This is a genomic window from Paenibacillus sp. FSL R10-2734 (genome assembly GCF_037963865.1).
Taxonomy (GTDB): Bacteria; Bacillota; Bacilli; order Paenibacillales; family Paenibacillaceae; genus Paenibacillus_AQ.
On record NZ_CP150170.1, the window covers coordinates 6,180,409 to 6,192,893 of the forward strand.

At 40.5% G+C, this 12,485-nt stretch carries 7 protein-coding genes and 1 pseudogene; 1 reads left to right on the forward strand and 7 read right to left on the reverse strand.

Annotation, left to right across the window (positions count from 1 at the left end):
* Positions 1 to 55: 55 nt before the first annotated feature.
* The 6 genes and pseudogenes from NSS67_RS26650 to NSS67_RS26675 all read right to left on the reverse strand — a co-directional run bounded on the left by NSS67_RS26650 (position 56) and on the right by NSS67_RS26675 (position 7,996).
* A complete protein-coding gene (locus NSS67_RS26650) occupies positions 56 to 1,465 on the reverse strand; it encodes a response regulator (protein ID WP_339316748.1) in 1,410 nt (469 codons plus the stop codon).
* Positions 1,458 to 3,254 carry a sensor histidine kinase gene (locus tag NSS67_RS26655; RefSeq protein WP_339316749.1) on the reverse strand — a complete coding sequence of 599 codons (1,797 nt, stop codon included), beginning with the start codon at positions 3,252 to 3,254 and terminating at the stop codon, positions 1,458 to 1,460. Before NSS67_RS26655 ends, NSS67_RS26650 begins: the two co-directional genes overlap by 8 nt.
* A 108-nt stretch (positions 3,255 to 3,362) precedes the next feature.
* Complete coding sequence (locus NSS67_RS26660; protein ID WP_339316750.1) at positions 3,363 to 3,749, reverse strand: recombinase family protein; 387 nt, start codon at positions 3,747 to 3,749, stop codon at positions 3,363 to 3,365.
* A gap of 447 nt (positions 3,750 to 4,196) precedes the next feature.
* Positions 4,197 to 6,230, reverse strand: coding sequence for a DUF5054 domain-containing protein (locus tag NSS67_RS26665; protein ID WP_339316751.1), 2,034 nt, complete (start codon positions 6,228 to 6,230; stop codon positions 4,197 to 4,199).
* A 675-nt stretch (positions 6,231 to 6,905) separates the two neighbouring features.
* A pseudogene (locus NSS67_RS26670) lies at positions 6,906 to 7,040 on the reverse strand (CPBP family intramembrane glutamic endopeptidase); the annotation flags it as partial.
* 149 nt (positions 7,041 to 7,189) lie between these two features.
* Positions 7,190 to 7,996 (reverse strand): AraC family transcriptional regulator, encoded by an 807-nt coding sequence (locus tag NSS67_RS26675; protein ID WP_339316752.1) that lies wholly within the window; start codon positions 7,994 to 7,996, stop codon positions 7,190 to 7,192.
* 126 nt (positions 7,997 to 8,122) lie between these two features.
* Here NSS67_RS26675 and NSS67_RS26680 point away from each other — a divergent pair, with 126 nt between their 5' ends.
* A complete protein-coding gene (locus tag NSS67_RS26680; protein WP_339316753.1) occupies positions 8,123 to 10,384 on the forward strand; it encodes an FAD-dependent oxidoreductase in 2,262 nt (753 codons plus the stop codon).
* A gap of 54 nt (positions 10,385 to 10,438) precedes the next feature.
* On the opposite strand, the gene NSS67_RS26685 is transcribed toward NSS67_RS26680, so the two are convergent.
* Positions 10,439 to 12,463 carry a beta-galactosidase gene (locus NSS67_RS26685; RefSeq protein ID WP_339316754.1) on the reverse strand — a complete coding sequence of 675 codons (2,025 nt, stop codon included), beginning with the start codon at positions 12,461 to 12,463 and terminating at the stop codon, positions 10,439 to 10,441.
* Positions 12,464 to 12,485: the final 22 nt, after the last annotated feature.

Genomic DNA, 12,485 nt, shown 5'->3' on the forward strand with positions numbered 1-12,485 from the left:
ACTTTTCTTAGGTCTTGCTCGTTAAAAAAAATCAAAAAATAAGAAAAAGCCGACATCAAATGTCGGCTCTAGCCTCGGAAGGCTTCTTCTGAAATTTTTTCTTAAACAGCTTGGTGAAATAATAATAATCTAGGTATCCGGTCCTCGTACCGATTTGTTGTACAGATAAATCCGTATTCCTCAGTAAATTCATTGCGTAATCCATTCTCAACTCCGTAATATAGTCCATAAACTTAATGCCTAAATCTCTTCGAAATAGCTGACTCAAATAACTAGGATTGAAATGAAATTGCTTCGCGAGTAAATCCAACGATATATCCGGGTTGGTGAAATTCAGACAAATATACTCGGTTATTTCCTTCAACGATTCATGAGAAGGCTGCGTTTCAGCTGGATGTACGGTGACCAACAAATTCAAAATCTGCTCTTCCAGTCCAAGAACCATAGCTGTAAAGTTCCCGAATTGTAGGATCAAGTCGTCAAATCCATATAGAAAGTCATACGACGGCCTTTGATGATCCTCCTGAACTAACGTTTCCGTTATGAAACTGTACAAGCGGTAAGCATGATTCATATTGCCTTCTTGAAGGATCAACTCAACAACTTCCTTCAGCTTAGATACACCAGAATTGCTATCCTTTAGAATGATCGCCTGATGAATCCTTTTCAAACATTTTTCAAATCGTGCATGGTCTATTGTTGTATATGAAAATGCTCTCTGTTCTTCACGAATAAAGCTTTGATACGCAGCGATGTTAGCATTGTCCAGTTGTCTGAGCAGGTCAGCGTAGTCATACGCAGGATGAGCGTTCCCTATGCCTTGCGCTTCTCGCATCAGGTTCTCTAGAATTATTGTTTGATTCGTATGAAAATAGTCAGACTGAAACAAAATGACTTGTTTATGTAATCCCATTAGAAATGGGACATGGACAAACTCAACAGGGATGGTGAACGTTGCCTTTCCTCGAACTACGACAGGTATAATACCCGCAGATAATACCAAGCCAGTTTTGACAAGAAAGGGCAGTAATGCCTCGGCAGAATCCGGCAACAGGCTCGGACGACTCATATGAATAGCCTGTTGTTTCTGTTCATCCAGTTTTTTCTTCATACGTGATACAATTCGTAGTATTTCATCATCATCAAACGGCTTGATACAATATTCAGATACGCCTAAATTCATCGCTTTCTGCGCATAAGCAAATTCCGCGAATCCACTAATTAACACAAATTTCATACGGGGTATCTCTTTACTTGCCTGCTGAATAAGTTCCAATCCGCTCATGCCGGGCATTCGAATATCCGTAAAGACCAAGTCCGGCTGGTGATCCTTGATTTTATTCCAAGCGATCAAACCATCATTTGCCGTATCTACGATATAAAAGCCTTGATCTTCCCAATGAATTGCAGCCTGCAAGCTTCGAATGACATATTCCTCATCATCCGCAATGATGACTTTATACATAATGCATCCTCCTATATGGCAGCTTCATAACAATGTTGGTGCCCACTTGTTCACGGCTTTGAATTTCCAGACCGAAGCAATTCCCGTATTTCAGCTGAATTCTTCTATGCACATTGACGATTCCAATCGATTGCCTCACGACAGCATTCATATCATCTTCATTCCGATCATCAGACAACATATACTGAATATTTGCCATCGTGTCCGAAGTAATTCCAACCCCGTCATCCTCAATCTCCAGAATTAACATGGAATCCTCAATCTTTGTGCGGACGACGATAGATCCTGTCCCCCTTTTCGGCTCCAGCCCGTGATACAGAGCATTTTCAATAAGTGGTTGCATTACCATTTTAGGAATTTCCGCATCCAATGTTTCCTGGGAAATATCAAAATTAAACTCAAAGCGATTTCGAAACCGAAAGGATTGAATGCCGCAATACGACTCCACGACTTGTAATTCTTCTTGCAGACGGACTCGATCATTCCCTTTTATACTGTATCGAAGAATTCGTCCCATCGAGGTGACAATCTCTCGGATGTTATCAGCCCCGTATTCGGCCGCCAAACCTCTGATTGTCTCCAATGTATTGTACATGAAATGAGGATTCATCTGACTTTTGAGCGCTTCATACTCCGCATGCTTTTTATCTAGTTCCATACGAAGTACTTTTGTATTTGAATCCACAAGCTCCCCCATAAGATGATCTATTTCTGACAACATCGTATTAAAATGACTCGCTACAACTCGGATTTCTGAGAAACCGTCCAATGTGATATTTTGCTTTAGCTTGTTCAGATCCCCTTTTTTGAATTGATTCATGAATTGAAGTAACGTTTTTAAAGACTTAAGAATATTGCCTATGACAATACTGAAAGGAATAGATAGCAACCCAATGGCTGACAAGAATATGATGATCTCCAGTACTCGAATGTTCGCTAAATCGCGAGCTAAATTTTTGTGCGGCACCATACTAATGATATGACCAGCTACTTCGGGAATGTCCGTTGCTGAGACGGTGTACAGCTCGTTCTTCACTTTCACTCTCTCATTCGTGTGCTGTTTCAACACATCTGGTGAGATGAACTCAAATGTTGTTCCAGCAGGAACATCATTCTGGTTCGATGCAAAAAGCTTAAAATTACGGTCTACCATATAGATTTTGGGAGCATCCATGCTTGCAGTAGCGTTAACACCGCCTGCCATGTTCTGGGCTTTTACGATAAATACAACCTTGCCGATCTCCGTCCCAAATTGCTGCGCATTCGCTGTCTGGTAAATAACCGATACCGCCATAAAAGAGTCATTACCCATATATTTCATTAAATTCGAGTAATACACTTTCTTCTTCGGTTGATGTGAGACCAACTGATCCACTCTTTCTACCATTTCATCGTCTAAAATACCAAACAAATTAATTTTGCTGTTGGAATTGCTCATGATTGCAATATCCATAATCCCATCGTTCGCGGACAGCATATTACTCATGAGATAGATTTTTAATTGCTGATATATATCGTACTTTTTCAGCGGATCCGTTTCCGTAACAAAGTTCTGCACCACGTTGTTGAATGCAACATTCGTAATCAATCCACTGATCGTATCGAAATCATGCTGCTGCGACTCACTGATCTGATGAATTAAGTTTTCATAGCTTTTGGCGTTATGAAGCTGAACGACTTCCGAAAGCTTGGAATACGTATAGAAAACAACGAGAAAAATAACAATCCCTGTGACTATAGCAATCGTATATAGCTGTACACCAATAGTAAGCCGTTTGTAGAATGCCATTATAAAAACCCTTCTTTTTCCATATTTTATTTCAACAATACAATAGTATTGTGTGATATGGCAACACAAATAGCCTAGAAAGGAGTACCTCCGTTCTAGGTTATTTGTTTATTCGGGGAAATTTAAGGGATCCATTTCATAGCCAAAAAAGGTGGCGTCTCGAATACCACCATATAGCCCATTTCTACTAAGTTCTGCTTTCTTTTCTAACTCCTCTGAAATAGTAAACTGATTCATAAGCTTCCTTGAAAGCCGATCCGGATCCAAGCAAATCACTCTATCGATAATCCCGTCACGAACATCATTTCTTAGTTGTGTCAGTGCAGGCCGATCTAGAAATTCACCTGAAATACCTTCGTCCACATATTCGAATACTCCATAACCACTTCTTACATTGCCGCGACAAGCTCTAATTTGCTCACTTAGGCTGTATCCGCTCTTTGCTTGTTCTTCCTGTTGACCCTTGTATATATACCGTCCGCCATTGCTACTCAAGTTCTCCTTTCTATACATCTCCCTCAAGTATTTGTGCATAATCGGAGGCGTCCACATCGGCAATTTAGAATCACCTTTAAATTTTAACTCTATAGGATGCTATTCACTGACAGATCTATCAAGCATTAAATCCATAGAGTCTTCATCGGATCTTAAGTTATATACTCTCATTCACCAAAAAAATCCCCATTCAAAAAGTAAATCACGCCACTGATTCCTTCGGCTGGTTCGCCAATTATTGATATCATCCCAACATTGTTCAAGCACACTGTAACCGATTTTTTTCCATTTCACATAATTCTTTTGAGCTATAAGTATACATATGACAGCAAAAAGAGTCTGCCCGTAGACAGACTCTGTAGTCTCAACGCTTCGCCTATAAGAGAATAAACTGTTTTTTTTGATGAAGAGGCATCGGCGTATGCCCATTATGTTCGCAGGAAATTGTTATCCCAACACTAACTCAAAACGAGCAAAAATATCTTCTTCATACCACATCGTGAAATTAGTTCCCCATGTTGTGTTCAATAGTGTAAACGTAAATTTATTGTTGTCTTGATGGTATTTGTTGTTATAACTTAGATTGTTATTTGTTCCGATTCCCAAAAGAGGGGCATCAATAGGTTTAATATTGATTTTTTTATCGCTGCCATCGTAAATTAACTCTTCAATCATGTGTTGCAACTTATTCCCGTGGCCTACCACTTCAAAAGGTGAAATAACGGTATCAATTTTACGAATCTTAGTTAAGTACGGCGAATTCAAACGTGGTGTAATGTCAAAAGAATAAATTTCTGGATAACGAATTGCATCTTTATCCTTTAATAAAAGTGCAATTTCAACTTTATCTCCAAATTGATATTTAACCTTTATAACTCTTGGAGCACCATACTCCTCCACAGCTCTTTGGCTATACTTTAAAGTTGCAATAATCGAATCATTTTCCTTAACTAATTTCACAACATGTGGTGTGAAATTTTCATTCAATTGAATTCGTTTTTGAATTTCCATTCCTGGCTTTAAGAAGTCAATTGCCCACCAATTATGTTGTAATTCACGCAAGTAGTTGTAACGTAGGTTATCATAGTCATTTTGCCCAGCAATTGTATAGCTCAGAACCCCGAGTTTGTTGTCCTGATCAAAGTAAAGTGTTCCATCCTTTTCTAAGTGGTTAATTGAACCATCGCTAGCAAACATAACTTGATACCCGTTTACCGAAATCAATTCTTCCAAAACACATTCAATACCTTGGTTTTCAAAGATATGATATGGAACCTCGATAAGTTTTTTAATGTTATTTTGATCTTTAGGCTCCAAACAAGCTATTGCACGATCAACGTTCTTGCGTTGTTCTTTCCATGAAGACTCATAAAATTTGTACGAACGATCAGTCCACTCATTATAAGTGAATTGCATTTCGCCAACAGTTGCATCTTTAACAATTCCATAAGCGTAGGTTAAATCAAGATCCGTAATTTGGTCTAAACTACGCGCTCGTTGGAAGTCTTTCTTTTCATAATTCATATAGTCACTGAAATAGCGTTTGATATCCATTCCCCAAGTATGCTCTGGAACTAACATCGCATAGAAATTAGCATCATCATTTTCTATTTTGTTATCAAACATGTAATTAGTTAAAATCCGATAATCACGAATGATTTTCGGATCAGACATCATTCCATGAATCCATGTGTCCCCAATCTCCTCTGTAATAACTGGCAGTTGATCACGTACTTCCCAAATTTCATTTGCAAACTGATCCATTGAAGTCATTTCAAGCTCATAGTCTGGATACTCATTCGCCATTTTTGACAAAAAGACGTTAATTTTCTCTTTTGTTCCTGGACCACTATTATCATGAGTATGCATAAACGCCAGCTTGTTATCCATGCAATCAATTCCGATTACGCCACCATAGTCGTCTGAATAAGAGACAATTATCTCACTTTCGCCATTCTTCCATAGAAATGTATCTGGAACTTCTGGAATTGAGCTCGAGCCATTTACACCAATGTGTAGGAATTTAATTCCTTGACGATATAACTCATCAACAATCCCGATAGTATGTCCTGGGACGTCAGTCATCTTTGCGCTTGTTGTTTTGTATCCATAACGAGCATCTAACTTCTTAGAGATTGAAGTCATGTAATGTAAAGTTTGAGGTGTCATAGTTTCAGATTCAAACGTACACGGGATTGCGTGCCAGCGAATGTAACCTTTCTTTATGGCGTCGTCTAGCTTTTTACAAGCTTCTTCATCCATGTTTTTGAAGTAATATTCAATAATAAAGCTACCTGTTGTCCAAACAAAGTCTTTGCCCTCTTTTCTTAAGTCTTCAGCTAAAGTGATTGCGTTTTGAATGTAATCATGGCAATACTTGTGCAATACATTTTCTGCTAAATCGGTAAAACCAATGTCAAAATGAGTTTTGTTTACCACATAGATTTTTTTCATTTCTATAATCACGCCTTTCTTAGTCATAATACGTCGTGAAATAATTGCTTTCAGGCTTTTACTCCACTTTTGTTTTTACAAGGTTCGGCCATTCCAATTCGGACTCTGAATCATAATCTCTCATAAAAACCTCTTAATAATTAACTATTGGTATTTCACTTAACATCTCCGCATATTGTGGGGTATTCGAAGTAATAATAGGTCATTCCATACGTCTAGTATTTATTTTATAAAGACATATCTTTATAAAATCCTGACATTTTTAATGTGTCTACCACCTGTTTCATACGATAAAATCTGATAAAACCAAATCAATCGCGAAAAAGTCATTAATACTCTAATTTAATTGTTTAATTAAACTGCCCATTAGCTTAATAAAAACAAGGAACAGCTGCCGAGGCAAACTGTTCCTTGTTTCGTTCAACTATATTGTCCCGTTAGTTGAATAAAGACAGCCGATCACGCAGCTACCTATTCATGTTTATTGAGCCTATCGTTACCCTTTAGCCATCCTTGCAGGGCAAACAATGCACCAAAGATGATAAATTGTCATTTTGAGGTTTTTCGCAGATTTAATTTTCATAGGAGATAATTTCACCTAAGCTTATGGTCAGTACCCAAGTCTTAAATATGTAGCTCTTTCCAATTAATGCAGACACAGATGCTCTTTAGCGCTCATCGTGTATACATAATATAATCATCCTAACCCATCGCTGTTAACAACACGGCAATCGTATTAAACACACCGTGAACGATCATACCAGGCACGACCGATCCCGTACGTTCATAGGTCCATGCAAACACAACTCCACTAATAAAATTCACGGGCATGGCATAAACATTCCCTTCTACGAACCAGCTCAAAATGCTGTTCATAATTGCCGACTATTCTTTCCGAATTTGCTTAATTGTGATTACCAACATTCACGCCTTGTAACATTTGACCAATTGAATTACGACTATCCGCATAGGATAGCCACTTCTGTTCAAATCCGATACATAAGCCGATACTGTGATGGACTGATCTGAACCTTCTTCGTAAACAATCGACTTAAATAATATCCGTTCTCATACCCACATAACTCTGCAATTTCGTCCAAATTGAAATACGTTTCAAGAAGTAGCTTCTTGGCTCGTTCAATACGTAAGGAAGTTAAAAACTCAAGCGGTGTCACCCCAAATGTTGATTGAAACTGGCGAGTTAGTTGCACTGGTGATATGTTAACGAGTGAAGAAAATGATTTGATTTTGACAGGCTGATAGGCATTTTGCTGAAGCCATTCTTTAGCCTGAATCATTAAGGGGGAAGGTTTTCGTAACGAGTAATCCTGCTCACTCAATTTTTTTTGCAACCAATACTGATGCCATAAATCCGAGAATAACACCTCTATTGATTGCAACTGCTGCTCTTTATTTAGTAGCGCTGACACTCGCTTCATATATGTATAAGTTGAGATCAAGCGATCTTGATCTATTAACTTAATTGAACCCATTGGAAATGGAAGAGACGCCTTCACAACATTACTCCATTTTCTCCACTCAAAAGTATAGAAAAAAAATGAAACGGTCTCAACCACTTCGCGCTCGAAAAGGATACCAGGAGGACAAAATACGATATCCCCAAAGCCAGCTATTCCTTCTGTTTCATCTATACGAAAGTTAAATTTGCCCTCAGTGATTGCAAAAAGTACCCAATCAGAATATGTGTCAGATGGTAATAGGAACTTTTGCTTTTGCTGCATATATTCGTGTGAAATAGCGGTTGGAACATATTCCAACATATCATCGAGCATATCGTTCACTCCTTGTAATTTTGGATATGGTCATGATAATTCCATGCATTAATAATCTGACATCATTCCTTTACAATGTAATTAAATAAAGAATTATTGTTTAGTATAAAGGAGGTCAGTCAACCAATGAGACAAGAAACTATCCATTCAAATGTTACCGTTATTGGCGGCGGCCTTGCTGGAGTATGTGCTGCAATCGCGGCAGCTCGACTCGGACAGCAGGTTGCCCTAGTTCATAATCGTCCCGTCCTAGGTGGTAACTCTAGTAGCGAGGTTCGCGTGTGGGTATGCGGTGCAACGGCTCATGGTAATAATCGATATGCTCGTGAAACAGGCATTATGGGTGAATTATTTATTGAAAATCAATACCGCAATCCAGAAGGCAATCCCTACATCTGGGATTTAACAATCTTAGAAGCGGTTCGGGCAGAGCCTAATATCCAACTGTTCCTAAATACTGACGTTCGAGATGTTGAGACGAATGCATGCTCAGAATCAACGAAAATCACTTCAGTAAGTGGCTGGATGATGGGCTCTGAACGACAACTGCGATTTGAAAGTGACATGTTCCTCGATTGTACGGGAGACGGAATTATCGGTTTTCTAGCAGGTGCGCAATATCGACTAGGGAGAGAAGCTCAACACGAATATAACGAGAGCTGGGCCCCCCTCGAAGCCGATGAAATTACATTGGGTAGCACGATTTTATTCTATACTAAAGATGCTGGTGAACCAATTACCTATGTTGCACCAAGCTTCGCTAAAGATATCACCTCAACATCGATCCCTGTGAAACGCGTCATTAAGAGCGGAGCCTCGGGTTGCCACTATTGGTGGATTGAATGGGGTGGAGAATTAGACACTGTGCATGATAATGAACGTATTCGCGACGAGCTATGGGCTGTTATCTATGGAATATGGGATTATATTAAAAATTCTGGCAAATTTCCCGAAGCTGCTAACATGACCTTAGAATGGATAGGCTCTTTGCCGGGCAAACGGGAATACCGCCGTTTTGTTGGCGATTATGTACTGAACCAGAACGATATTATCGCACAACGTAAGTTTAATGACCGTATCGCCTTTGGTGGCTGGTCTATTGATTTACATCCACCACAAGGGGTATATTCAAACGAATCCGGCTCCAAACATATGCAACCTGACGGTATTTACCATATTCCCTTCCGTTCACTATACTCTGCCAATGTGAGTAACTTGCTCTTTGCAGGTCGTAATATTAGTGCATCACATGTCGCCTTTGGAACAACAAGAGTCATGGCAACATGTGCTGTCATTGGCGAAGCAGCGGGAACCGGAGCAGCACTAGCAGTGCAGCATCGGATCACACCACGAATCATCGCCGAACAGCATGTTACAGAGCTTCAGCAAACCTTACTTCGCCAGGATGCTTCGCTGATAGGAGTACGGAATATTGATGAGCAAGATAAAGCTCGTACCGCGACGATCACGTCATCCAGCTCATTACGTAAGCTTGCTTGCGAGCAACAAGCTGAAGCCCACCAGCTCACTACAGATATTGGATTACTGATCCCTGTAGCACCTGAGTTGCAACGTATTGAGCTGCTTGTTGATTCAGCATCAGATACAATCATCGAAATACAAGGTTGGAGCACTGGCAGAGCCGAGAACTATATCCCGCATCAGCTTGAAATCATTGGATCAACAAGCATCGTAAAGGGGGATACACAATGGGTATCGATCGACTTACCTTGGAAACCTGATGTTCCACAGAACATGTTCATCATCATAAAAGAGAATCCTGCATTGAACATTTATGCTTCAAGGGAACCACTAACTGGAGTACTTTCATTCTCTAAGCTACAACGTCATGTTGTATCAACAGATCTCGAGGACCGTGATATAGAGCAACCGCTACTGCAATGGAACCGAAATCCGTTCGATAGGCATCCGGTTTGTTTCCGAGCTTATCCTGATACAGAAGCCTATTCGCCAGATCATATTATTGACGGTTATGCACGACCTTATGGTGTTCCACATCTATGGATCTCCGAGCCGCTAATAGCTGGGCATGAAGCTTACCTTGAACTAAGCTGGCAGGATCAGCCTCGCCCTGTCATGATCGATCAAATCCATATCACGTTAAATGATGACGTAAATGAAGATCTAATTAATCTTCATCATCATAAAACACCATTTAGAGTCATTCCAGAGCTTGTGAAGAGCTATCGACTTGAAGCTTTGAGCTCTGATGGTGTATGGATACTGTTAGCGCACATGACCAACAATCATAAACGAAAACATATTCATACCTTAGAGCAGTCGATTGCTGCGACCAAACTCCGAATTACCGTTGAGGCTACAAACGGTTGCTCCACTGCAGAGATTATTGAGATTCGCGTCTATTAAGTCAAATAATCGGCTACTCATCTATTATGAGTAGCCGATTATTATTTCTTTGCTTTATTTTGAGAGGATCCAAACCCCTCGACCAGGTATCTCACACACTCCGGTTATTGTTTCGCCACTTAGCAAATCAACGTAGGCTTCTCCTTGCAAAGGAATCGCAGCGGGCTCTGGATTGTGATTAAGCACGAATATAAAGCTCTGATCCTCTTTGCTGCGCATCGTCACCTCAACACCAGCTGGTGCATCAAGCACTGGTGTAATCTGCTTTTCTGCAAATACCGTTCGCAATAAGTCCTGTAGCATTCGAGGCTCACAGCTGGATGCAACATACCAGGCTTGTCCCTTCCCGAACGAATTCACGGTCAAGGATGGCATACCCGCATAGAAATCGGAACCATAGGTTGCAACGACCTCCGCACCTTCTGAATGAATGAGGTCACAGAGTATGCTACACTGATATTCCCCTTGCAAATACCCCTTTGTATCGTTAATCACCACTTGATTGAACTGATCCGGCAGTAATGCATCAATCTCCTCAGCCCAAATTCCGAGCACTTTACGAAGCTCGCCTGGATATCCTCCTACTTGTACCATATCTTGTTCATCGACAATACCGCTGAAGTAGGTTGTAATGAATGTACCTCCTTGCTGTACGAATTGCTCAACACGTTCAGCAAAGCCTGGCTTCACCATATACATAACCGGTGCAATTACGACCTCATATGAATTCAAATCTTCTTCGACACCAATCATGTCAGTCTGAATATGCAGCTGATACGCAGCATCATAGAACTTATGAACTTCATTAACGTAATCTAGCAGCTTAGTCGGACCACTGGATAAATCAATTGCCCAGCGATTCTCCCAATCATATACAATCCCAACCTTTGAGGATAGCCGTGAATCCAGGATGTGATCAGACAATACTTGCAGCTCTTTACCAATCTCCGCACTCTCTCTAAACACGCGCGTATGTTCATGTCCAGCATGTTCAATCACTGCCCCATGATACTTCTCGCAATTTGCGATCGAACGTCGCAATTGAAAGTATAATAATGTATCGGCACCGTGTGCAACCGCCTGATAGCTCCAAAGTCGCAGCACACCTGGGCGTTTCAGCGCATTGTAAGCCTGCCAGTTCTGCTGACTTGGTGTCTGCTCCATCAGCATAAATGGTTGACCACTCTTTAAACCACGCATTAAATCATGTGACATCGAGGTATGGCTTGGCGGAGTATCAATAGAAGGATAGTTATCCCAGGACACTATATCCAAGTGCTTCGCCCATTTAAAATAATCCAAACCGTAATAGGTTCCCATTAGATTCGTTGTAATTTGAATTTGCGGAGTCACACGTTTCAATTCCTCATATTCAATCAGATAACATTCTAATAGACTATCTGATTGGAAACGACGATAATCCAGTGAAATCGTCTGGAAATAAGATTTATTGCCTGGCTGCTCTTCACTTAATCCACTAGGAGCAACAATATCCTCCCAATCATAAAAGGTATGACCCCAAAAGCTGGTATACCATACTGTATTCAGCTTCTCCAAGGTACCATAACGCTTCTGCAGCCAATTACGGAATTCGCGTTCACAATTATCGCAATAACAATAGCCGTTATATTCATTCGATACATGCCAAGCCACAAGCGCAGTATGATTCTGATATCGATCTGCTAATCTTTTAGCCATTTCACGCGAATAGTGGCGATACGTAGGGCTGTTCGGACAGGAGTTATGTCTGCTGCCATATTTCTTTTTGCGTCCATCAAACGTCACCCGCAGAACATCCGGATATTTTCTCGCCATCCATGCAGGATGTGCAGCTGTACTGGTAGCCAAGCACACTGAAATATTAGCTTCAGAAAGTCGATCCATAATACGATCAAGCCATTCAAACTGATAGGTATTCTCATCAGGCTGCGATTTAGCCCATGAGAAGACATTAATGGTTGCAAGATCAATGCCGGCAAGCTTAAACATCCGGATGTCCTCTTCCATTGTCGCCTCGTCCCACTGCTCAGGATTATAATCCCCACCATACCAAATCTTCGGAAGCTTCTCATGAATCATATTGTTTCCTCCCCTGCTTCTA

What these genes read in the sequence shown, in the direction of transcription:
- NSS67_RS26665 (WP_339316751.1), bottom strand. Translation starts at nt 6,230, where the DNA reads ATGACTAAGAAAGGCGTGATTATAGAAATGAAAAAAATCTATGTGGTA.
- NSS67_RS26675 (WP_339316752.1), bottom strand. Translation starts at nt 7,996, where the DNA reads ATGCTCGATGATATGTTGGAATATGTTCCAACCGCTATTTCACACGAA.
- NSS67_RS26685 (WP_339316754.1), bottom strand. Translation starts at nt 12,463, where the DNA reads ATGATTCATGAGAAGCTTCCGAAGATTTGGTATGGTGGGGATTATAAT.
- NSS67_RS26680 (WP_339316753.1), top strand. Translation starts at nt 8,123, where the DNA reads ATGAGACAAGAAACTATCCATTCAAATGTTACCGTTATTGGCGGCGGC.
- NSS67_RS26650 (WP_339316748.1), bottom strand. Translation starts at nt 1,465, where the DNA reads ATGTATAAAGTCATCATTGCGGATGATGAGGAATATGTCATTCGAAGC.
- NSS67_RS26655 (WP_339316749.1), bottom strand. Translation starts at nt 3,254, where the DNA reads ATGGCATTCTACAAACGGCTTACTATTGGTGTACAGCTATATACGATT.